The sequence below is a fragment of the Gordonia oleivorans genome (assembly GCF_040044975.1).
GTDB lineage: Bacteria > Actinomycetota > Actinomycetes > Mycobacteriales > Mycobacteriaceae > Gordonia > Gordonia oleivorans.
Map to the genome: position 1 here is coordinate 75,960 of NZ_JBDZDI010000020.1, position 22,885 is coordinate 98,844.

General features: G+C 67.4%; 19 protein-coding genes. 12 read left to right on the forward strand and 7 right to left on the reverse strand.

Translation table 11 applies throughout. The features are described 5' to 3' along the window. Nucleotides 1-37: 37 nt before the first annotated feature. The 3 genes from ABLE92_RS21385 to ABLE92_RS21395 all read left to right on the forward strand — a co-directional run bounded on the left by ABLE92_RS21385 (nt 38) and on the right by ABLE92_RS21395 (nt 3,749). Nucleotides 38-1,714: a phospho-sugar mutase gene (locus tag ABLE92_RS21385; protein ID WP_348806805.1), complete on the forward strand. Its 1,677-nt coding sequence runs from the start codon at nt 38-40 to the stop codon at nt 1,712-1,714. Nucleotides 1,715-2,130: 416 nt separating this feature from the next. Further along, entirely contained in the window at nt 2,131-2,811 is a 681-nt protein-coding gene (locus tag ABLE92_RS21390) for a hypothetical protein (protein ID WP_348806806.1), read from the forward strand. Further along, complete coding sequence (locus ABLE92_RS21395) at nt 2,775-3,749, forward strand: HNH endonuclease signature motif containing protein (protein WP_348806807.1); 975 nt, start codon at nt 2,775-2,777, stop codon at nt 3,747-3,749. The genes ABLE92_RS21390 and ABLE92_RS21395 overlap by 37 nt, the downstream gene beginning before the upstream one ends. Before the next feature lie 291 nt (nt 3,750-4,040). Here ABLE92_RS21395 and ABLE92_RS21400 read toward each other — a convergent pair whose 3' ends face one another. The 6 genes from ABLE92_RS21400 to ABLE92_RS21425 form a co-directional block, all read right to left on the reverse strand. Next, the gene (locus ABLE92_RS21400; RefSeq protein WP_496560836.1) at nt 4,041-4,745 is read right to left on the reverse strand and encodes a DUF6319 family protein; all 705 of its coding nucleotides are present in this window, start codon (nt 4,743-4,745) and stop codon (nt 4,041-4,043) included. 46 nt (nt 4,746-4,791) lie between these two features. Beyond that, entirely contained in the window at nt 4,792-5,787 is a 996-nt protein-coding gene (locus ABLE92_RS21405) for an NAD-dependent epimerase/dehydratase family protein (RefSeq protein ID WP_348806809.1), read from the reverse strand. Then, nucleotides 5,784-6,827: a phosphotransferase gene (locus ABLE92_RS21410; RefSeq protein ID WP_348806810.1), complete on the reverse strand. Its 1,044-nt coding sequence runs from the start codon at nt 6,825-6,827 to the stop codon at nt 5,784-5,786. The genes ABLE92_RS21405 and ABLE92_RS21410 overlap by 4 nt, the downstream gene beginning before the upstream one ends. Next, nucleotides 6,824-7,915, reverse strand: a complete 1,092-nt coding sequence (locus ABLE92_RS21415) for a TIGR03857 family LLM class F420-dependent oxidoreductase (RefSeq protein WP_348806811.1) — start codon at nt 7,913-7,915, stop codon at nt 6,824-6,826. The genes ABLE92_RS21410 and ABLE92_RS21415 overlap by 4 nt, the downstream gene beginning before the upstream one ends. Further along, complete coding sequence (gene fadD1 / locus ABLE92_RS21420) at nt 7,912-9,501, reverse strand: fatty-acid--CoA ligase FadD1 (RefSeq protein ID WP_348806812.1); 1,590 nt, start codon at nt 9,499-9,501, stop codon at nt 7,912-7,914. Before fadD1 ends, ABLE92_RS21415 begins: the two co-directional genes overlap by 4 nt. A 141-nt stretch (nt 9,502-9,642) precedes the next feature. Next, nucleotides 9,643-10,161: a hypothetical protein gene (locus ABLE92_RS21425; RefSeq protein WP_348806813.1), complete on the reverse strand. Its 519-nt coding sequence runs from the start codon at nt 10,159-10,161 to the stop codon at nt 9,643-9,645. 290 nt (nt 10,162-10,451) lie between these two features. Here ABLE92_RS21425 and ABLE92_RS21430 point away from each other — a divergent pair, with 290 nt between their 5' ends. The 9 genes from ABLE92_RS21430 to ABLE92_RS21470 all read left to right on the forward strand — a co-directional run bounded on the left by ABLE92_RS21430 (nt 10,452) and on the right by ABLE92_RS21470 (nt 21,451). Beyond that, nucleotides 10,452-11,363 (forward strand): PaaI family thioesterase, encoded by a 912-nt coding sequence (locus ABLE92_RS21430; RefSeq protein WP_348806814.1) that lies wholly within the window; start codon nt 10,452-10,454, stop codon nt 11,361-11,363. 93 nt (nt 11,364-11,456) lie between these two features. Continuing rightward, complete coding sequence (locus ABLE92_RS21435) at nt 11,457-12,266, forward strand: TIGR03084 family metal-binding protein (RefSeq protein WP_348806815.1); 810 nt, start codon at nt 11,457-11,459, stop codon at nt 12,264-12,266. Further along, complete coding sequence (locus tag ABLE92_RS21440; RefSeq protein WP_348806816.1) at nt 12,267-14,018, forward strand: acyclic terpene utilization AtuA family protein; 1,752 nt, start codon at nt 12,267-12,269, stop codon at nt 14,016-14,018. It abuts the gene before it with no gap. A 4-nt stretch (nt 14,019-14,022) separates the two neighbouring features. Further along, nucleotides 14,023-15,183 carry an acyl-CoA dehydrogenase family protein gene (locus ABLE92_RS21445; protein WP_348806817.1) on the forward strand — a complete coding sequence of 387 codons (1,161 nt, stop codon included), beginning with the start codon at nt 14,023-14,025 and terminating at the stop codon, nt 15,181-15,183. Beyond that, nucleotides 15,180-16,778 (forward strand): acyl-CoA carboxylase subunit beta, encoded by a 1,599-nt coding sequence (locus ABLE92_RS21450; RefSeq protein WP_348806818.1) that lies wholly within the window; start codon nt 15,180-15,182, stop codon nt 16,776-16,778. The genes ABLE92_RS21445 and ABLE92_RS21450 overlap by 4 nt, the downstream gene beginning before the upstream one ends. Before the next feature lie 13 nt (nt 16,779-16,791). After that, a complete protein-coding gene (locus tag ABLE92_RS21455; RefSeq protein ID WP_348806819.1) occupies nt 16,792-18,819 on the forward strand; it encodes an acetyl/propionyl/methylcrotonyl-CoA carboxylase subunit alpha in 2,028 nt (675 codons plus the stop codon). 13 nt (nt 18,820-18,832) lie between these two features. Next, the gene (locus ABLE92_RS21460) at nt 18,833-19,999 is read left to right on the forward strand and encodes an acyl-CoA dehydrogenase family protein (protein WP_348806820.1); all 1,167 of its coding nucleotides are present in this window, start codon (nt 18,833-18,835) and stop codon (nt 19,997-19,999) included. A gap of 20 nt (nt 20,000-20,019) precedes the next feature. Further along, nucleotides 20,020-20,817, forward strand: coding sequence for an enoyl-CoA hydratase family protein (locus ABLE92_RS21465; RefSeq protein WP_348806821.1), 798 nt, complete (start codon nt 20,020-20,022; stop codon nt 20,815-20,817). Between the two features lie 13 nt (nt 20,818-20,830). Next, the gene (locus ABLE92_RS21470) at nt 20,831-21,451 is read left to right on the forward strand and encodes a TetR/AcrR family transcriptional regulator (protein ID WP_348806822.1); all 621 of its coding nucleotides are present in this window, start codon (nt 20,831-20,833) and stop codon (nt 21,449-21,451) included. A 394-nt stretch (nt 21,452-21,845) separates the two neighbouring features. Here the strand turns inward: ABLE92_RS21470 and ABLE92_RS21475 are convergent, their stop codons facing one another. After that, entirely contained in the window at nt 21,846-22,778 is a 933-nt protein-coding gene (locus ABLE92_RS21475; RefSeq protein WP_348806823.1) for an HNH endonuclease, read from the reverse strand. Nucleotides 22,779-22,885: the final 107 nt, after the last annotated feature.

The window sequence follows — 22,885 nt, forward strand, 5'->3', positions numbered from 1 at the left end:
ATCCGAGGCGGCGCGTCACCGTGGAACAATCCATGCAATGAGCGCGCTGATCGATCGGGCCCGGGAATGGGTCGAGCACGACCCGGATGCGGCCACCCGCAAGGAACTGACCACCCTGATCACGTCCGCGCAGGCCGGCGACGATGCCGCGTTGGCAGACCTGACGTCACGTTTCGAGGGGCCATTGGAGTTCGGTACCGCCGGTCTCCGTGCTGCGGTGGGGGCCGGTGAGTCCCGGATGAACGTCGCCGTGGTGATCCGGGCGACCGCCGGGTTGGCGCGCTACCTGCTGGACACGGTGGGTGACGACATCACCGTGGTGGTGGGTTGCGATGCCCGCGACGGCTCTTCGGAGTTCATGGATGCGGCGCTGGAGGTGCTCTCGGGGGCGGGGTTGCGGGCACTTGCATTGCCGAAACGACTGCCGACCCCGGTGACGGCATTCACCGTACGCGGGGCGGGCGCCGACGCCGGGATCATGATCACCGCATCGCACAATCCACCGGGCGACAACGGTTACAAGGTGTACCTGGGAGGGCGTGCCACGGACGCCGACGGAGCCGGGGTGCAGATCGTGCCGCCCGCGGACGCGGAGATCGCCGCGCGCATCACTGTGGCACCACCCGCCGATGAGGTGCCACGCAGCACCGAGGGAATCGTTCACCTCGAAGCGAACGTGGTGGACTTCTACGTCATTGTCAACGCCATGGCCCGGCGCTCGACGGAACCGTCGTCGGTGCGCGTGGTGACGACGGCCATGCACGGTGTCGGCGGTGCCACACTGATGCGCGTCTTCGATCACGCCGGCATCACCGACGCCCATCCCGTGCCGGCGCAGTCCGAACCGGACCCGGCCTTCCCGACCGTGGCGTTCCCCAACCCGGAGGAGCCCGGTGCGCTGGACCTGGCGCTCGCGCTGGCCGTCAAGGTGGCCGCCGACGTGGTGATCGCCCTCGACCCGGACGCCGACCGATGCTCGGTGGCCATCCCGCAACGCGACGGGAGTTGGCGGCAGCTCACCGGTGATGAGCTCGGTGCGCTGCTGGGGGAGCAGGCCGCCGAGGATTCGTCGCGGTCCGGGGACGTGTTGGCCTGTTCGATCGTCTCGAGCCGGTTGCTCGGTCGTATCGCCGACGCCCATGGACTGCGGTGGGCGCAGACCCTCACCGGATTCAAGTGGATCGCGCGCACCCCCGGTCTCCGGTTCGGCTACGAGGAGGCCATCGGCTACTGCACCGACCCGAAGGCGGTTCGTGACAAGGACGGGATCGGTGCCGCCGTCCGCGTCGTGACACTCATCGAAGAGCTTGCCGCAGAAGGAAAGACACTCGAGAATCAACTCGATCACCTGGCCCGGATGTACGGGTTGCACGCCACCGGTCAGCTCAGCATCCGCGTCGCAGATGTGACGCTGATCGGCGACGCCATGACGCGACTGAGGGCGAACGGCATTGCGTCGCTGGCCGGTTCGCCCGTGGTGCAGTACACAGACCTGGCGCTGGGCGACGCGGGATTGCCGCCGACGGACGGGCTGCTGTACCGAACGGCAGCCGACGACCGCGTCATCATCCGCCCGTCGGGCACCGAACCGAAACTCAAGTGCTACGTCGAGGTGATCCTGCCCGTCGACGAGGCCGGCGACATCCCGCGCGTAGCCGCAGCACAGCGCATCGACACGATCAAGGCGGAACTCGCTGCGCTGCTGCAGCTTTAGCTAGCCCCGGTGGTGATGTAGCGTCTGTCGCCAACTCCCAGCGCAAGCTGCGGAGGTCTCGACTCGCCGCTCGCACTGGGGGGCTCGCGACGGCTCGACCGGCGGGCGGGCTGCTCGATCCGGTCCGCCCCTCCCGCTGGTCGAGCGCACGTAACCCCCGCTGGCCGATCCGTCTTTCCGTTGGTCGAGCCGCTCCTTCCCGTTGGTCGAGCCGCCTCGGGCGAGCTTGCGAGCCCGTGGCGCGTCGAGACCTCCGCAAGCCGACAGCGAAACCAGAACACCGCCAACCGAACACAGATCTCCCGACGCTGACCGCGTTCACCCCCAACCGCTTCCGCGCCGATCATTTCTGTCAGACCCCCTCGCTACACTTGACTCAGTTCAGTTGATCCGACCGAGCAGAGGAGGTGAACATCATGGCCGACAAAATCATTGGCGCCAAGACGGCCGCACCAGAGTTGTCGATGACCGCCGACGACGCGGCCATGATCGATCACCTCCCCGTCGAGGCGGCCACCGCCCTGGCCCGATCGTTGCAACGCCAGGAACGACAAGTGATCGCTCGGAAGGTGTTGTCGGCGGCGCGGATCGGGCACACCGTATACGACGAGATGCTGCTCTCGGGCCATCAGACCAATGTGCACACCACCGGTGCCGTCGACAAAGCTGCCACCGGCAAGGTATCGACCGCGCTGGGAGTATCGGTGCCGCAAGCCGCCGCGTGGATGACGCTGAGTTTCCTGCTGTCAACGCTCCCGACGGTGACCGCCGCATTTCTGGCCGGCGACCACTGCCTGGAACGTATCCGCATCATCGCCAACGAGATCGTCGTGCTGTCCGACGACGATGTGCGGGCCTTCGCCGAAACCCGTGCGCTGCAACTGGCCGAACGTAATCAGGCGGATAAGACATTGCGGGATCAGGTCGTCGAGATGGTGATCGCGCTGGATCCTGACGGTGCCGCCGACCGTCGCGAGGAAGCCGCCGCACGTGATCAGAACGTGCGGGTGCGTCGGATACCAACGGGCACTGCAGCATCTCGGTGTATGCACCGGGCGAGATGGGTGCCCATCTGGCGGCGCGGATCGCGAAGATGATCAGCGAGCGGATCTGCCCACGTGATCCGCGTCGACAGGGTCAGGTACAGGTCGCGGCATTCGCCGAAATCCAAGGACTGCCCGGTGCAGACCTGTCGTGTGAGTGCGGGCGAGCCGACTGCTCGCGGGCGATCCCGTTGCCGGAAGAACCCTGTGGTCTGACCGAACTCGACCTCGACATCGATGTTGACGACGACGCGACTGATCTATCTGGCGATGTCGATGCGGACGCCGATCATGTTGAGCCTGATGAGATCACCGATCCCGAGACGACCGACGATCCCCAGTCGGGCGCTGACGACGCAGACGTGACCGTTGATCCTGAGACCATCACCGACGACGACGAAGACTGTGACAGCGATTCGCAGTTGTCGCTGTCGTTGATCACCGATCCGTCCGGGCAGCGGGAAGCCCGGTTGGAGTACTTCGGCGTGGTGGACGACTCCCATGCCCGAGCCTTGATCAGTTCGGGACAGCTGGTCACCGTCAGCGAGTTTCCCACCCTGGACATACCCACCATCAGCACCGCCACCTCACTCGACCGAATACCCGCAGCGTGGCGACGCCTCGACGATCCGTTCCCCGCGCCACCGATCGACCCCACCGGACACGGCGGACATCTCCTCCCACCACCGGGTGCACTCACGTATCGGATCCCGGCGTGGTTGCGGGAGAAGATCATCGAGTTGGATGGCACCTGCCGGTACCCGCATTGCGGACGCCCGGCCAGTGAATGCCAGATCGATCACCTGGTGAAATTTGTGCACCAGGATCCGATCACCGGTGGCTGGACCGTGGAATTCAACCTGATGCCGTTGTGCACCCCGGACCACCAAAGGAAGCACATGGGGTTGTTGATCCCCACCATGCTGTCGGATCGGGCGGTCATCTGGCGCGACCCGGTGACCGGGGAAACCATCACCACCTATCCGCGGTAGGCGGCTACCCTCGGGTAGTGCTGCGCTGCAATCGGTTTCCAGCATCGGGTTGCGTGGTCTCGACACGACCTCCGCTGGCGCTCCGGTCGGCTCGACCGGCGGAGTGGGGCGGATCGACCGGCGGGTGGGCAGCGTGGCGGTGGGATGGGTGATATTGCGTTGCAATCGGTTTCCAGCTCCGTGTTGCGTGGTCTCGAGGCTCGTCGTTTCGACGGGGCTCAACGCAAGGCCCCGGGGCTCCTTGCTCGTCGACCGGCGGAAGGGTGAGGGTTCGGCCGGCGAAGGTGACGACTAGTCGGCCGACGGGGCCTGACCGTCGAGGTGTGCCAGCACTGCTCGTGCGGACTCGAGTTCGCGGCTGAGGTCGTCGATGCGCTGTCGTGCCGCAGCGCGCGCCGATTCGATCACGCCGTCGACGGCGGTGATCGCCGTGGGATCTCCGAGTTCGCGCATTGCTTTCGCCACCCGCTCCGCGGGCACTTCCGTTGGCCTGCCCTGCTTCTTGCTTCCGTGAGACACCGACACCGTCCAGGTCGTGTCGCTCGCCGACGTCACGGTGACGGTGACCGCTCCGGATGGGGCCTTGGGTCGCCGCGGGGCTTTCGCCGCGGTGGGCTTCGGTGCAGGTGCAGGTGCAGGTGCAGGTGCCGGCACCGGCGCTGGTGTCTGCCGCCGGACTGTCTCCCGCGGGGCCGGTTCGGCAATAGGCTCCGGCCGGGGTGTGGATCGTCGAGGCGTTGACGTCGCCGCGCCCGCTGTGGGTCGGGTCTTGAGCAGTTCGTCGGCGTCGAACGGCAACTGATCCTCGACACCCTTCGGGCTGATGATCACGGTGGACCCATCGATGGAGATCACGCGCGCCGATACACCGGCAGCGAGATTCAGGGACGGCATGGGGTCACGAAGGTAGACGGTGACCCGCTTGCCCGCGGCGAGTCCCGCCGACAAGGATTCCAGGTCCTCGGTGCTCAGGCCGGTCTGTCGTCGTGATGCCATGACGTCCATGTTCGCACAGGCGTACGAATCGCGTCACCCTGACCCGCTATCGGGATCGTCTCCGCTGAACCCAATACCTGGCCGCGGCGCGGACGGACTCCTCGACGGGACGCGGGTGCCAGTCCAGATCGCTGGTCGTGGCCGAGTGATCCATCGGCGACATGACGTGCATCAACCGCACGGTGTCGACCGAAAGCTGTTGCTGGGCACGGGTGATCCGTGAGCGGAGGTCGCCGGCGGCGCCGAGGGCATACATCGCCGGGCGAGGGAGTGTCGGTCGCGGGGGTGCCACGCCCGCCTCGTCGGCGGCCATCGCGATGATGTCACCGAGGTCGAGGAACTCGCCGCTGACGATGTAGCGCCTGCCGATCGTGCCCTTCTGCGACGCGCGTACGAGGGCATCGGCTGCGTCGTCGACGCCGACGGTCTCCGCTCGCATCCCCCGCACGCCGAACGGGAGTTTGCCGAGTGCGGCTCCGGCGACGAAGGCACCGTGCGGCGTCGGCTTGTGATCGCCCGCGCCGTAGGTGTTCGACACGCACATCGCCACCACCGGCACGCCACGATCCGTCGCCGCCAATGCGACGCGCTCACCCGCGACCCGCGAGCGGACATAGGTATTGGCGTGTGACTCCCAGTTGAAGGCATCGTCGGGGGTGGCGCAACGCCCGCGGACCCGGCCGATCGTGCACATGCTCGAGGTGTAGACGAATCGATGCAGGTCGGCCCGGGCCGCCACGTCGAGAACGCCATCCAGTACTTCGACATTGCTGTGCCACAACGGCTTCGGATCACGAATCCACGCCCGGGTGTCCACCGCGCAGTAGATGGCGGCCTCGGCACCGGCGAGGGCACGCCCGACCGCGTCCTGGTCGCCGAGCTCACCGACGACCCGCTCGACGTCGAGGTCGTCGAGATTACGGGTGTCGGAGGTGGGCCGCACCATCACCCGGACATCTCGCCCCGAGTCGAGGAGCCGGCGGACCACGCGGGAACCCAGAAAACCGTTGGCGCCGAATACCGTCGTCACCCCGGAACTCATGGCATCAGGTCCGGCGAGTGATCGGTGATCGCCACCGTGGCGCGACGCAGCATCGTCGCGAACATGGCGTCACCGCGTTCGGTGGGCGTCGCCGCCCCGGCACCGAACACCACGATCAGCGGCGCCTGCAGGAGATCGGTGACGTAGTCATCCCAACACTGCTCCGCGGAGTACCCGTCGACGCCCGCGGCGAGCAGCGCCTGACGATAGGCCTCGACGATGCCGCGTTCATGGCGGCGTCGGTCGTCCACCTCGAGGCTCGAGGCCAGCAGGAAGGCGAGGTCGCGCATCGGCGAACCGGTGGTGATGGTCTGCCAGTCGATGACGGTGACCGCACCGTCGGAACCGAACAGGACGTTGTCGATCCGCATGTCGCCGTGGATCAGTGCGGTGTGGCTGCGCTCGGCGATCAGCCAGTCACCGGCGGTGGCGACGAGCCAGTCGAGGACCACCGATTCCGCGGCGTCCGGCGTGAACCGTTCGCGGAACACGTCGGTCATCGGGGCCAGGACTGATTCCATCAACTCCCGGTCATCGGCGGTCGGCAGCGGAAAGCGTTGCAGCAGTGCGGGATCGTCCCAGGTCGGTGCGTGCAGACCGGCCGCGGCGACGGCGACGGACCGTGCCTGTTCCGGTGTGCAGCCGGCGATCTGATCACCCTGGACGGCCTCGCCCATGTCCTGCAACAGCAGGACGAATTCGCTGCCGTCCGCCGAGATGGCCGACGCGTAGCACTCGGGTAGCGGAACATGCAGCCGCGCCGCGAAATCTGAGTAGAAGTCCACCTCGTTGCGGAATGCGCCGGAGGCGAACTGACGTTGCGGCAGGTCACCGGTCGCCAGCTTCGCGATCATCGTCGTCGGCACGTCACCGGCAGCCAGGTCCAGCCGCAGGCGATACGACCCGGCCATCTGCCCGGTACCCACCGCGGTGTAGGTCACGCCCCGCACGTCGGCGTGATGACCCGCCTCGACGAGCAGCGCGGTGAGGACATCCGGGGTGAGCTGATCCGGCGAGATGGGAATGATGGCGACGCTCACGCGGCCACCACCCGTCCCGGATTGACGGGCAACGCCGCCGACGGTCGAACCCCCAGGCCCCGGTAGGCCCCGACGATCTCGGTGACCTCCGTCGGTGCCACACCATGCAGGATCACTGAGTCCACACCCAGATCGAACTGGGCGGCGACGGTCCGCGCGCACTCGTCCGCCGAGCCGGTGGCACAGTCGGCGACCCACCCGGCCGGTATGGCTGCGGCGAGTTCGTCGAGTTCCGCCGTGGTGGCCGTCGCGTCGAGGGGACCGCGTGCTCCGCTGAACGCCGACGTGGCGCGAATCCGCGCGAGATCGTCGGTGCTCCACCGGTTCGCGGCCATCAGCACGTCGGGGTAACCCTGCAGGTAGGTGGCGAGACGCCCATACAGTCGGCGCGTGCGGTCGGTCTCCTCGAGGTGATCGGGAACCGTGGCGAGGACCGACCAGATCCGCACCGACGCCGGATCGCGCCCGGCGCGCTGCGCACTGTCGCGGACGCGGGCGACAGCAGCGCGCGTCGCCTCGGCGTCGAGAAAGGTGTGCAGCACAACGCCATCGGCGATGCGTCCGGCGAGTTCCAGCGTTCTCGGTGACATCGTCACCACCATCACCGGAGGTGGCGGCTGGACCGAAACCCCCAGGGAGAGAAGCGGATAGGTGCCTGCCGGGCCGTCGTGCCCGATGATCATCTCGCCGTTCCACAGTCGCCGCAGGATCGAGATCATGTCCTCGATCCCGGCGCCGGTGATCACCGGCAGCCCGAGAATCTGCCACTGGGCGGTGATCCCGCGTCCGAGGCCGAGCGCGAACCGATGATCGGAGAGTTCGGCCAACGTGGCACCCATCGTCGCGGTGACGATCGGGTGCCGCGTCGTGTGATTGGTGGCGGCGGTGGCGATGCCCAATCGGATGGTGGCGGCGAGCGCGCCGGAGAGCACCGCGGCGTCCTTGACGTTGAACCGTTCGGACACGAATGCCGTTCCGAGGCCGATGGTTTCGGCGTGACGTGCCTCATCGACGAGTTCCGGCGGACGGACCGGATGCCGCGACAGTGCGTAATAGCCGAGTTCGGTCAGGGTGTCCGGAGACGTCACGCCGGGACCTGCGTGACGACGCGATAGGTCCGGGTGCGCGGCTCCCGGACCCACAGCACACCGTCGCCCGCGGTGGCGCCCTCGGCCTTGAGGGTCCGCTTGACGATCTTGTTGGTGGCGGTGGTCGGCAGGGACTCGGCGATCCGCACGAAACCGGGCCACGCCTTGGGGGAGAGGTCGGGTTGATCGGCGAGGGCGGTGGCGAACCCGTCCGGGGAGAGGGTCGCGTCGTCGTCGAGGACGATCGCAGCCATCACCGCGTCGCCCACCTGATCGTCGGGAACCGGATAGACGGCCACCTGGTTGACGCCCGGAATGCGTTGCAGGATACGTTCGATGGGGCCGGCGGTCATGTTCTCACCGTCGACCCGCATCCAGTCCCCGGAGCGTCCGGCGAGGTAGATCCAGTCGTCGGCGTCGCGGTAGGCGAGATCGCCCGACCAGTACATGCCCTCGCGCAGGCGGTCGGCCGTGGTGGCCTCGTCGTTGTAGTAGCCGCTGAAAAGCCCCGCGCCGGAGGTGTTCACGAGTTCACCGACGGCCTCGTCCGCATTGGTCAGGGCACCGTTCTCGTCGAACTCGGCGATGGCGCATTCGGTGACGGTGGCCGGGTTGTACACGGCGACACCGGGAAAGCCCTTGCCGATCGAACCGGTCGGGGTGCCGGGTTCGCGGGTGACGATGATCGCCAATTCGCTGGATCCGTAGCCGTCCCACACCTTGCAGTCGAAGCGTCGCGCGAAGTCTTCGATGTCGTGGTCGGTGGCCTCGTTGCCGAAGGCGGCACGCAGCGGGTTGTCGGTGTCATCGGGCTGTTCCGGCGTCGCGAGGATGTAGGCGAGGGGTTTGCCGACGTAGTTCATGTACGTAGCGCCGTGCCGGCGGATGTCGTCGAGGAAGGTCGACGCGGAGAATCGGGCGGGCACGATGGACGCGCCGCTCGCCGCGGCGACACAGTAACCGCCCAGCAGCGCCGCGGAATGGAACAGCGGCATCGACAGGTAGCAGACGTCGTCGGCGGTGATCCCGAACTTCTCCACCAGTGGCGGTCCGGCGAACGGGATCAGCATGTGCGCGAGCCGAACCGGCTTGGGATTGCCGCTGGTGCCGGAGGTGAAGATCAACATGAACGGGTCCATCGGCCCCGGCTCGGAATACGGAACCAGCTCGCCGGCGTCGGCGAGCAGCGATGCCCACTCGGGGCCGGACGTGTCGAACACCGTCACCCCGGGAAGCTCGAGGCCGTCGAGCAGGCCGCGGTGTTCGGCGTCGGTGAGCAGGATCTGACAATCGGCCCGGAGGATGTCGCCGGCCAGGGCCTCGCCCCGGCGGGTGTTGTTGATGCCCGCGGTCACGTACCCGCCGAGCGCGCCCGCAGCGATGGCGGTGAGCATGGTCGGGGTGTTGCCGAGCAGGGTGCCGATGTGCATGGGCCGCCGCGGGTCGGCGGCGGCGAGGACGACCGACGCCATCCGGCGTGCGTCATCGAGGTGCTCGCGCCAGGTCCGCTGTTGGCCCTGGTAGGTGATCGCGATGTGATCGTCGTCGGCGCGTTCGAGGAGAAGTTGGGTCACGGTGTCGGCCATGACCCAAATCTAGAACCTGTTCCAGAACTGCGTATACAGATTCTGAAACTGTCTACTCTGCTCGATGGCCGCACAGACGACGATCGCCGACGGCCCCCGGGTGGGGAGGCCGTCGGCGATCGGGTGGCGTGAAGGAGAAACTCAGCGGTGCAGCGTTGCGGTACCCGGCGTGAGGGTGAACGTATCGCCGCCCTTGCCGAGCACGGTGACCGTCAATTTCAATGTGCCGGAACCGGTTTCCAGCGCCGGACTCAGAGCGGGTTTGCCGTCCCGGCAGGCCGCGAAGGTGGTGTCGGCGGTCCGGTGAGTGGAGGTGTTGGTCCAGGTGACCGCGACCATCGCATCGCTCAGCGTGGTGGCGCAGGCGTCCTTGGGCATCGGCTCGAGCCAGATCACCGTGGCGTCGTCGGCGACCGCCGCGGCGGCCAACGGCGCGACGAAACCGCCGGCGATCATCGCTCCCGAGCGGCTCAGTCCGACGGTCGGGGTCTGCTGCGTCGCGTCGAGCGTCTTGGCGGCGGGGGTGGTCTGTGTGGTCTCCGGCGCGGTGGTCTCCGGCGCCGCGGATGCGACACCCGCTGCCAGCGGTGTGGCCAGTGCTCCCGCGGCCAGTCCGGCGGCCAGCATCATGCGTCGACCCGTGATTCGTTTCTGCAACATTGGTAACATCAGCCCCTTCCGTCTCACGACGCTAGCAGCCGGAGGTGCCCCGGTTCAACGTGGAGACGCTGTTCGTTATCGACGCGAAGCATGCGTCGGGAGTAAAGCTACCGCGCCCGAACGGGGTGCTCAGCGGGTCGCGACTTGAATCACAGAGTCGCGACCTGAATCACACAGGGGCGGGCGTGGTGCTGCCCGCCCCGGCGGTCGGTGATAGGACTGCACAGGTGAGTGACGTGGTGGCGCGGACGGCGACGACAGAGGATTCGGCCAGGGCAGGGGAGTTGACCATGACAGGCGACAACGCGGCCGGACGGAATCCGCTGTCGGTGTTCCACATCGGCAACCTGACGGTGTCGGGAACCGCGGCGCGTGCCCAGCAGCAGCTGTGTGCGCAGTTCGTCGACCATCGTGGCCGCATCGACATGCCGGCCTACGGTGTGCTCTTCGACGATGTCGGCGGCATTCCGTTTCATCTCGCCGGCAAGGAGTCGGGGGCGTTGTCGATGCAGGCACGCCTGACCATGTCGGCGATGGGGTACGTGGCCCCCGACGACCGCCTCACCGCCGCGGCCGACGTCGAGATGTCCGACGAGCACACCGGCGTGACACCGGTGCGGATCACCACCGGCACCGGGCATCTGTGCTGCGTCGGGACCGCGCGCAACATGCGCGTCGGACGTGCCACCGCCGACGGGACCGAAGAGTCGCAGGCGGCGGTCGAGCTGCCCGACTGTGCTGGCGCCCACGGTGTCCGGCTCCCCGAACCCATTCCCGCGGCCCTCGAGGGCCGTGACGTGGTGGCGCAGATCGCGGCGCAGGTGCGGGAGGCGGGCCCCCTCGCCGACCTCCTCAACGGGCGCATCGAGATCCCCGATGCGTCGACCGGGTTGCGGTTCGTCGTCGACACCGAACCGTGGATGGGCAACTTCTTCGGCACGATGCACGGCGGGGTGATCGCCACGATCATCGGCCAGGCGTTCTCCTTCGCCGGCCAGGCCCACGCGGGCGCGGGACGCGACTATCACCTGGCCGACATGTCGCTCGGCTTCTTCCGTTCGCCGGCGGTGCACGGCACCCAGGTGATCGTCGAGGTCGAGCCGGTCAAGGTGGGGCGGCGTATCGCGTCCTTCTCGGCGCGGATGATCGGCCACGACGGGACGCTGCTCAGCGAGGGCGTTGCCGACGTGCACTACCGGTGACGCCGCTCTGTCCGGGCAGTGACGGGCAGGCGTCCGGAACAAAAACAATCATGCGTGCTTGATTCTTTTCGACGATTGTGTGACGCTGATCGCATGCCGATCGTGCACCAGGTCGTCGCCGACCTCGCCGCCACATCCGCCGAACTCGACGACCTCGTCGCCGGCCTCGCCGACGAACAGTGGGCCACGCCCACACCCGCCGCCGGGTGGACCATCGCCCACCAGATCGCACACCTCGCGTGGACCGACGAGGTGGCGGCGATCGCGGCCACCGATCCCGAGCGATTCGCCGAGATCACCCGGGAGGCGATGACCGATCCCTCGGGGTTCGTCGACGCCGCCGCGGAGGCGGGAGCCGGGCAACCACCGCGGCAACTCCTCGATCACTGGCGGGGGGTGCGTGCATCCCTGGAACGCGCACTCCTCGACGTCCCCGACGGCGCCAAGATCCCGTGGTTCGGTCCGCCGATGTCCGCGTCGTCGATGGCCACCGCCCGGCTGATGGAGACGTGGGCCCACGGACTCGACGTCGCCGACGCGCTCGGCGTGGCACTGCCGGTCACCGACCGCATCAAGGCCGTCGTCCACATCGGGGTCCGCACACGGGATTTCGCGTACGCCGTGAACGGGAAGACGCCGCCGGGCGCGCCGTTCCGCTTCGAGATCACCGCACCGTCGGGCGAGGTGTGGACGTGGGGACCCGCCGACGCCACCGACGTGGTGGCCGGTCCGGCACTCGACTTCTGCGAACTGGTCACCCAGCGGCGCGCACTCGCCGACCTCGACCTGCGGATCGTCGGTGACGACGCACGTGAATGGGCAACGATCGCACAATGTTTCGCCGGTCCCCCGGGCTCGGGGCGAGCGCCGAGTGGAACCGAGCAGACCGGAAAGGACAGCTAGATGACCGCCACAGTGGTGCGGATCGGCAATGCGTCGGGGTTCTACGGGGATCGCTTCGCGGCGATGCGGGAGATGCTCGAGGGCGGTGAACTCGACTACCTCACCGGCGACTACCTCGCCGAACTCACCATGCTGATCCTGGGCAAGGACCGTCTGAAGGACCCGAAGACCGGATACGCCAAGACGTTCCTGCGGCAGATGGAGGAGTGCCTCGGACTCGCCGTCGACAAGGGCGTGCGCATCGTCGCCAACGCCGGCGGGCTCAATCCGCACGGACTGGCCGTCGCGCTGCGGGAACTCGCCGAGCGGGTGGGCGTCGACGTCGGTGTGGCATTCGTCGACGGAGACGATCTGCTCGACCGCGCCGACGAACTCGGACTCGGAAAACCGTTGACCGCCAACGCCTATCTCGGTGCCTTCGGCATCAAGACCGCACTCGACTCCGGGGCCGACCTCGTCGTCACCGGACGCGTCACCGATGCCTCGCTCACCGTCGGGCCCGCCGCGAGCGCCTTCGAGTGGGATTACGACGACCTCGATGCGCTGGCCGGTGCGGTGGTCGCCGGTCACGTCATCGAATGCGGTACCCAGGCCACCGGCGGCAACTACGCCTTCTTCACCGAACTCGACCTGACGAGCACGCCCGCCGCCGGACACCTCGGATTCCCGATCGCCGAGATCGCCGCCGACGGATCGTCGGTGATCACCAAACATGCCGGCACCGGCGGGGCGGTGACCGTGGGAACCGTGACCGCGCAACTGCTCTACGAGGTCGGCGGACCCCGATACCTCGGACCCGATGTGACCACCCGTCTCGACACCATCTCCCTGGCGTCGGACGGACCGGATCGTGTGTCGATCAGCGGTGTGACGGGTGAAGCGCCCCCGGAGACCACCAAGGTGTCACTGAATCACCTTGCCGGAGTGCGCAATGAGATCACCATGATCCTCACCGGACTCGACATCGAGAAGAAGGCCGAACTGTTCCGGTCACAGTTCCGCGCCGCACTGCCGAGCGAACCCGAACAACTCACCTGGGAACTGTCCCGCCTCGACCGCCCGGACGCGACCACCGAAGAGCAGGCCTCGGCACTGCTGCGGTGCGTGGCCCGCGACCCCGACGGCACCAAGGTCGGCCGCGCATTCTCCTCCACCGCAGTGGAATTGGCCCTGGCCAGCTATCCCGGCTTCAGCATGACCGCGCCCCCCGGACCGGGATCGCCCTACGGGGTCTTCGAACCCGGGTACGTCGACGCCGCGGCCGTCGAGCACCGCGTCGCGTTCGCCGACGGTGTGGTCGAACGCATCGAACCGTCGCCCCTGCGGGCACCGGTGCCCGCCGACGAGGTCGACCATCGCGCCGCGGGCGGTGCGGCCGCCGACCCCGAACCCACCGCCGTGCTGCCGCTGGGCACCATCGCCGGTGCCCGCAGCGGAGACAAGGGCGGAAGCGCGAACATCGGTGTGTGGGTGCGTGATCCGGACCATTTCGAATGGCTCGACACCACCCTGGACACCGACCTGCTGACCGAACTGCTGCCGGAGATCGACGGATTGACGGTGCGCCGCTACCGGCTTCCGAACCTGCTTGCGGTCAACTTCGTCATCGAGGGAGTGCTCGGCCGCGGCGTCGCCGACAACGTGCGCTTCGACCCGCAGGCCAAGGGTATGGGGGAGTGGCTGCGATCGCGGCCGGTACCCATCCCCATGCGTTTCATCGAGAACGTCACCGTCGCCGACGACAAGGACTGAGCCCGTGCCCATCACCAGCCCCATCTGGGACAGCCCCGAACGGCGAGCGCTCCGCGAGACCGTACGCGGATTCGTGACCCGACACATCCTGCCGCACGCGGCGGACTGGGAACGCGACGGACAGATCCCGCGCGATGTGCACCGGGAGGCCGCCGAACTCGGCCTCTTCGGACTCGGCATCCCCGAGGAGATCGGCGGATCGGGCGGCGACCTCGTCGACGCGTCGATCCTCGGCGAGGAACTGCACTACGCCGGCGCCCCGGGCGGGGTGTTCGCGTCGCTGTTCACCCACGGCATCGCGCTACCGCACCTGATCGCGGCCGGTGACCCCGCGCAGATCGACCGCTGGGTACGTCCCACCCTGGCCGGCGAGATGATCGGCAGCCTGGCCATCACCGAACCCGGCGGCGGCAGCGACGTCGGTCACCTGATGACGCGGGCCGACCGCGACGGGGACGACTTCGTCGTCAACGGCGCCAAGACCTACATCACCTCCGCGGTGCGCGCCGACTTCGTGGTGACCGCGGTGCGCACCGGCGGACCGGGTGCCTCCGGCGTGTCGCTGCTGGTGATCGAGAAGGGCACACCGGGTTTCACCGTCACCCGGAAACTCGACAAGATGGGATGGCGCAGCTCCGACACCGCCGAACTGTCCTTCGTCGACGCCCGGGTACCCGTCGCCAACCTCGTCGGCCCGGAGAACTCCGGATTCGCCCAGATCGCGGCGGCCTTCGTGACCGAACGGTCATCGCTCGCGGTCCAGGCGTACGCCAGTGCCCAGCGGTGCCTGGACCTCACCCTGGAGTGGGCGCGGCAGCGCGAGACCTTCGGCAAACCGCTCATCGCACGGCAGTCGGTGCAGGACACGCTCACCGAGATGGCACGGCGCATCGACGTCGCCCGCACCTACACCCGTGCGGTGGTCGAGCGGAAGATCACCTCCGACGACGACCTCATCGCCGAGGTGTGCTTCGCCAAGAACACCGCGGTGGAAACCGGAGAATGGGTGGCCGACAAGGCTGTTCAGCTCTTCGGCGGTCTCGGCTACATGACCGGCACCGAAGTGGAACGTCAGTACCGCGACATGCGCATCATCGGCATCGGCGGCGGAACCACCGAGATCCTCACCGGTCTCGCGGCAAAACGATTGGGGTATCAGCAGTGACGGCAATCCGTTCCACCCTCGACGCGAACGACGAGCAGTTCGTGGGCAACCGCGACCTCATGCTCGCCAAACTCGACGAACTGAACACCGAACTCGACAAGGCACTCGCCGGCGGTGGCGAGAAGTACGTTGCGCGGCACCGTAAGCGCGGCAAGATGACCGCCCGGGAACGGATCGAGCTCCTCGTCGACGAGGACTCCGCCTTCCTCGAACTGTGCCCGCTGGCCGCCTATGGTTCCGACTTCACCGTCGGGGCGTCGGTGGTGACGGGCATCGGGGTCGTCGAGGGTGTCGAATGCGTGATCGTCGCCAACGACCCCACCGTCAAAGGTGGCACCTCCAATCCGTGGACGTTGCGGAAGATCCTGCGTACCAATGACATCGCCCTGACCAATCGGCTGCCGGTGATCTCGCTGGTGGAGTCCGGTGGTGCCGACCTGCCCACCCAGAAGGAGGTCTTCATCCCGGGTGGACGGATGTTCCGGGATCTGACCCGCCTGTCCGCGGCCGGCATCCCGACCATCGCGCTGGTGTTCGGCAACTCCACCGCAGGCGGCGCCTACGTCCCGGGGATGAGCGATCACGTCGTCATGATCGAGGGCGCCTCCAAGGTGTTCCTCGGCGGGCCGCCGCTGGTGAAGATGGCCACCGGTGAGGAGAGCGACGACGAATCCCTCGGCGGCGCACAACTACACGCCCGCCAGTCGGGTCTGGCCGACTACTACGCCGCCGACGAGCAGGACGCGGTGCGCATCGGCCGGCGGATCGTCGCGCGCCTCAACTGGCGCAAGCGCGGACCGGCGCCGTCGGTTGACGTCGTCGAACCCCGCTACGACACCGAGGAATTGCTCGGCATCGTGCCCGGCGACCTGAAGATCCCGTTCGATCCGCGGGAGGTGATCGCCCGCATCGTCGACGGCAGTGACTTCGACGAGTTCAAACCCGAGTACGGCAACTCGCTGTGCACCGGGTGGGCGAGCATCCACGGCTATCCGGTCGGCATCCTCGCCAACGCGCAGGGCGTGCTGTTCAGTGCCGAGGCGCAGAAGGCGGCGCAGTTCATCCAGCTCGCCAACCGTTCGGATACGCCACTGCTGTTCCTGCACAACACCACCGGCTACATGGTCGGCAAGGAGTACGAGCGCGGTGGGATCATCAAGCACGGTTCGATGATGATCAACGCCGTCTCCAACTCGAGCGTGCCGCATATCTCGGTGCTGATGGGCGCGAGCTATGGCGCCGGTCACTACGGAATGTGCGGGCGGGCCTACGATCCCCGATTCCTGTTCGCCTGGCCCAGTGCGAAATCCGCGGTGATGGGTGCGACGCAACTCGCGGGCGTCATCTCCATCGTGTCGCGGGCGGCCACCGAGGCGCGCGGCGGGGTCGTCGACGAGGCCGCCGACGCCGCGATGCGGCAGATGATCGAAGGACAGATCGAAGCCGAGTCGGTACCGGCGTTCCTGTCCGGGATGCTCTACGACGACGGGGTGATCGATCCCCGGGACACCCGCACGATCCTGGGTCTGACGTTGTCGGCGATCCACAGTGCGCCGGTCGAGGGGACGTCGAACTTCGGCGTCTTCCGGATGTGAGGGGAACAGAGTGATGACCGATGCAGTGACCAACCTGATCACTCGAGTCCTCGTCGCCAATCGCGGCGAGATCGCCTCCCGGGTCTTCGCGACCTGCCGCCGGATGGGAATCGGCACCGTCGCAGTATATTCCGACCCCGACGCCGGATCACCGCATGTGTCCGCCGCCGACGTCGCGGTACGTCTGCCCGGTTCGACGTCCGCCGACACCTACCTGCGGGGTGAACAGATCATCGCCGCCGCGCACTCCGCGGGCGCCGATGCGATTCACCCCGGATACGGATTCCTCTCCGAGAACGCCGAATTCGCGCAGGCCGTGATCGACGCCGGACTGACCTGGGTCGGTCCGCCGCCGGCGGCGATCACCGCGATGGGCTCCAAGGTCAACGCCAAGAAGTTGATGGCCGACGCGGACGTACCGGTGTTGGGCAACATCGACCCGGCCGCGGTGACCGATGCCGATCTGCCGTTGCTGATCAAGGCGTCGGCCGGTGGCGGCGGCCGCGGTATGCGGATCGTGCGTGATCTCGCCGAACTCGCCGACCAGGTGGACGCGGCCCGGCGCGAAGCGGAGTCGGCGTTCGGCGACCCGACGGTGTTCTGCGAACCGTACGTCGAGCGCGGCCACCACATCGAGGTGCAGGTGATGGCCGACGTGCACGGAGCGATCTGGGCCGTCGGCGAACGCGAATGCTCCATCCAGCGCCGACACCAGAAGGTCGTCGAAGAGGCGCCCGCACCCCTGGTGGAACGCATCGGACAGCAGATGCGCGAAAAACTCTACGCCGCAGCACGATCGGCGGTCGAGGCGATCGGGTACACCGGCGCCGGAACGGTGGAGTTCCTGGCCGACGAGAGCGGCCGATTCTACTTCCTGGAGACGAATACCCGTCTCCAGGTGGAGCATCCGGTGACCGAACTGACCGCCGGCACCGACCTCGTCGAATGGCAGTTGCGGGTGGCGATGGGCGAGCACCTCGACGTGTCGGCACCGACGACGAACGGCGCGGCCATCGAGGTTCGGCTCTACGCCGAGGACCCGGCCGCCGACTGGCAGCCGCAGTCGGGCACCGTCCACGCCATCGACATCGCCACGGCAACACATTTCGATGGTCTGACCCGGCCCGGGGTGCGTGTCGACTCGTCGATCGCCGACGGCTCGGAGATCTCCACGTTCTACGATCCGATGCTGGCCAAGGTCATCTCGTGGGCACCCACGCGGGACCGGGCGGCGGCCATGCTCGCGCAGGCGTTGGCGGATGCGACCCTGCACGGGCCCGTCACCAACCGGGACATGCTGGTGAACATTCTGCGGGAGAGGACGTTCCGCGCGGGGGAGACCGACACCGGATACCTCGACGAGGTCGGATTGGACACCCTGGCGGCGCCACTCGCCGACGGCGAGGCGATCACCCTTGCGGGGATCGCGGCGGCGCTGTCGGATGCGGCGGTCAACCGGTCGCGCGCACGGGTGCAGTCGACCCTGGCGCCGGGCTGGCGGAACATGGTGTCGGCTGCGCAGTCCAAGGGCTATCTGCTGCCCGATGACACCGAGGTGACGGTGCGCTACCGGCATACCCGCGACGGCGTCGACCTGCCGGATTCGCCGGAGCTGTCGGTCATCTCGGCCTCCGACGGCGAGGTGGTCGTGCTCGGCGCCGACGGGGTGCGCCGACGCCTACGGGTCGCACGGTACGGCGGCGACGACATCTACGTGGACGGCCCGGGCTGGTCGGTGCATCTGCGTCGCAAGCCACGCTTCGTCGATCCGACCGCCGTCGCCCGACCGGGGTCGCTACTGGCGCCGATGCCGGGGGCGGTGATCCGGGTGGCCGTCGCCGAGGGCGACCGGGTGACCGCGGGGCAGCCGCTGATCTGGCTGGAGGCGATGAAGATGGAACACACCATCTCGGCGCCCGCCGACGGCATCGTCACCACGCTCGCCGTCGAGGCCGGCCGGCAGTTGGCGGTCGGCGACGTCCTGGCCGTCATCAGCGATCCCGATTCCGATTCCGACACATCCGACGCACGATCCGAGTGAGACAGGACATCCCATGACCGAGAATCCTTTTGTCGAGTCACCCGAACGGGCCGAACTGCGTGCCGCGGTCGCCGGTCTGGCAGCCAAGTACGGGCAGGACTACTTCCGTGAATGCGCCCGCGAGGGCCGCAAGACCGACGAATTATGGGAGGAGGCAGGCAAACTCGGCTTCATCGGGGTGAACTTGCCCGAGGAGTTCGGTGGCGGTGGCGCCGGCATGTACGAACTGTCCATCGTGATGGAGGAACTCGCCGCCGCCGGGACGAGCCTGCTGATGCTGGTCGTGTCGCCGGCGATCTGCGGAAACGTGATCGCCCGCTTCGGCACCGACGATCAGAAGCAGCGGTGGCTGCCCGGCCTGGCCGACGGGTCGATCACCATGGCGTTCGGGATCACCGAACCCGACGCGGGTTCCAACTCGCACAACATCACCACCACCGCGAAGCGTGACGGTGACGAGTGGGTGCTCAACGGTCGCAAGATCTACATCTCCGGCGTCGACCAGGCGCAGGCGGTGCTGATCGTCGCCCGCACCGAGGACGCGAAGACGGGGCGGCTCAAGCCGACGTTGTTCATCGTGCCCACCGACACACCGAATTTCGAGTACCGCCAGATCGAGATGGAACTGCAGAACCCGGAGAAGCAGTTCCTGCTGTTCTTCGACGACGTCCGGCTCCCGACCGATGCGTTGGTCGGTTCGGAGGACGCGGCGATCAGTCAGCTGTTCGCCGGCCTCAACCCGGAGCGCATCATGGGTGCGGCGTCGGCGATCGGGATGGGCCGGTTCGCGCTGTCGCGGGCCGTCGAGTACGTCAACGACCGCACTGTCTGGAAGACGCCGATCGGCGCGCATCAGGCGATCGCGCATCCGTTGGCGCAGGGCAAGATCGAACTCGAGATGGCCAAGCTGATGATGCAGAAGGCCGCCACACTGTATGACGCGGGAGACGATTGGGGTGCAGCGGAACCGGCGAATATGGCGAAGTACGCCGCTGCGGAGGCGTGCGTCAAGATCGTCGATCAGGCCGTTCACTCACTCGGCGGCAACGGGTTGACGTCCGAGTACGGTTTGGCGCCGATGCTGTCGCTGGCGCGGATCGCGCGGATCGCGCCGGTCAGTCGTGAGATGATTCTGAACTTCGTGGCTCAGACGAGTCTCGGGTTGCCCAAGTCGTACTGAGACGAGAGGTGGGGTGCATCATGGCCGACGGAACCGTTGAGGTTGTCCATTCGTCGACCGTCGACGGCATCACGACGTTGACGCTGGATTCACCGAAGAGCCGGAATGCGTTGAGCGCGAGCTTGGTTGAGCGGTTGCTCGACGGGTTGGTCTCCGCGGCAGACGATCCCGAGGTGCGGGCGGTGGTGTTGACGCATTCGGGCAACACGTTCTGTGCGGGGGCCGACCTGAGCGAGGCGTTGGCTCGTGGTGCGAGCGTCGAGGAGGCATCGGCGGCCGGGACCGAGGCCATGCTCGGACTCATTCGCGCGATCCTCGAATCGCCGAAGCCGGTGATCGCGCGGATCGACGGTCATGTGCGGGCAGGCGGACTCGGTCTGATCGGCGCGTGTGACATGGTGTTCGCCGGTCCCGCATGCACGTTCGCGCTCACCGAGGCGCGGCTGGGGTTGGCGCCGTCGGTGATCTCGGTGGTCTTATTGCCGAAGATGTCCGCACGGTCCTCGGGGCGGTATTACTTGACCGGTGAGACGTTCGACGCGGATACCGCCGAACGGGTGGGGTTGGTGACGCAATCCTGTGGCAGCGCCGCAGATCTCGAGGGTTGCCTGGCGAGCGCGTTGACGGGGATACGGAAGGCGTCGCCGCAGGGTTTGGCGGCGTCGAAGGCGCTCACCACGACGGCGGTCCTCGCAGCATTCGAGACGTATGGCCGTCGGCGCGCGGAGGAATCGGCTGCGTTGTTCGGCAGCGAAGAGGCGCGGGAGGGGATGACGGCGTTCCTGTCGAAGCGCCGGCCGTCGTGGGATCTGACATGACCTGGGATCTTTCATGACCACCGCACGATCGAGTGCCGCGCGCGAGCCGCAGCAGGAGCGATCCCGACTGACACGGGAACGGTTGCTGGGGGCGACCATCGACACTTTGGCGCGTGACGGTTGGGCCGCGGCGACGGTGTCCATCGTGGCGGAGCGGGCCGGGGTGTCGCGTGGGGCGGCGCAGCATCACTTTCCGACGCGGGAGGCCCTGATCACGGCGGCGCTCGAACAGGTCTTCGAGGACATGACGGCGTCTGCGTCGACGGTGCAGGATGAGATGCCCGACGGTGAGGATCGGGTGGCCGCAGCGATCGACCGGGCTGTCGCCCTCTACACGGGGGTGACGTTCAAGGCGGCACTGCAGGTGTGGGCCGCCGCAGCATCCGATCCCGCACTGCGCGAGCTGATCTTGCCTCTCGAGGCGAAGTTCGCCCGCGCCGCACATCAGGTGACGGTGGCGATGCTCGATCCGTCGGGCACGAACCCGAAGGTTCACCGGATCGCGCAGATCACCCTCGACCTCGCGCGTGGACTCGGCTTGGCCGACACACTGTCCGACGATTCGCACCGACGAGAACAGGTGGTGGCGTCGTGGACGGAGATGGTGTCGGACGCGCTGCGCACCGATCTCTGACGAGACGGCCGTCGAGCGTGACGACACCGATTGCCGGCGTTCACATTTCACTGTGGAGTTGTCAAGGTACCCTCCCGCTGGTCGAATAGCCCGAGGAACGGGGTCGAGACCACGTGAGGCGAGGCTGACGGACAACCTCTCGATTCAGGAACTGTTGTTGTGTTGTCGCCGGTCACGCACGGCTGGTCGAGCCCTATCCCGCCGGACGAGCGCTTACCCCGCGGGCCGAGGCCTTATCTCGCTAATCGAGCGCTTACCTCGGGTCGACCCCTTATCCCGCTGGTCGCGTCCTGACCCCGGCGGTCGGGCCCCTTTGCCCGTCGGTCGAGCCGGTGAGGAGCGCTAGCGACGAGCCGTGTCGAGACCTCCGCAAGTCAAGGCTGGAACCCAATTGTCATGCCGCACCCGGCAATCCATCCAGCGTCATGGTCCTGCGGTGATACGACCGCAACCATCGTCGTTGTGGGTCTACCGTTTCCGGTGGGATCAACCAGGGGTGGTGGTCGGCTCCCATGACGACGTCCCATCCGTTATGGTGGACGTCGTCATGACAGGCTGTGCAGAGCAAAGCGCCGTTCTCCACACAGGTTTCGCCACCGTAGATCCAGTGGGCGATGTGGTGCGCCTGGGTCCGTGAGGGCGGCGCTCCACACTTGATATATCCTTTGTCGCGGTGTGTTAGGGCGCGTCGTTGGGCCCGGTTGAACAGGCGGATGGTCCGTCCGAGTGACAGGGGTACTTCGTCTTGGCTGACGATCATGACGCCGACGGTGGCGTCGCAGCACAGTTTGCGGGCGGTGGCTTCGGTGACCGATCCCATGAACTGCAGTGACGCCAGTGAGGGTGTTCCGGTGGGGATGGTGAGGTTGACCAGTTCGGTGGGCATGCGTGGCCCCTCGTCATCGCGATGCTCACCTCTGGCGGCGCGGGCGGCGGTGTCGAGGATGATCTCCAATGCGTCGGCACGCATTTGTCCTGCCGAGCGTGGATCGCGGGACCCGTCGGGTTGGGGTCGTGGCGCCGACAACACTTCGATCGCGGTCTTCAACTTCTCCCCGAGCACGGCGTGGAGGTCGCCGGTGACGGTGAGTCGTCCGTCGTCGGAATCGCGGAAGTCCAGGGTATTGATGGAACGATTCTCGCCCGCCGGTAAACCGTCGGTGTCGTCGGCCTGCTGATTGCCGCGGCTTTTGGCGTAGTCACGGATTTCGGCCGGAGTGAACCCGGCGGTGGCGTGCCCCAACAAGGCAATGATGTGAGCGTCGCGTTCTTCGGCGGTGACAGGCTCACCGGAACGCTTCTCGATGTGTGACCTGACTTGGCTCAATTTAGTGTCCACCTCGGATCGCGATGATCGCTTCGCGGAGGCCGTCGGGTAGTGGATCGGCGGCGGTGAGGGTCTGTTCGCCGGCTTGGATGGTGACGGTGCGGTAG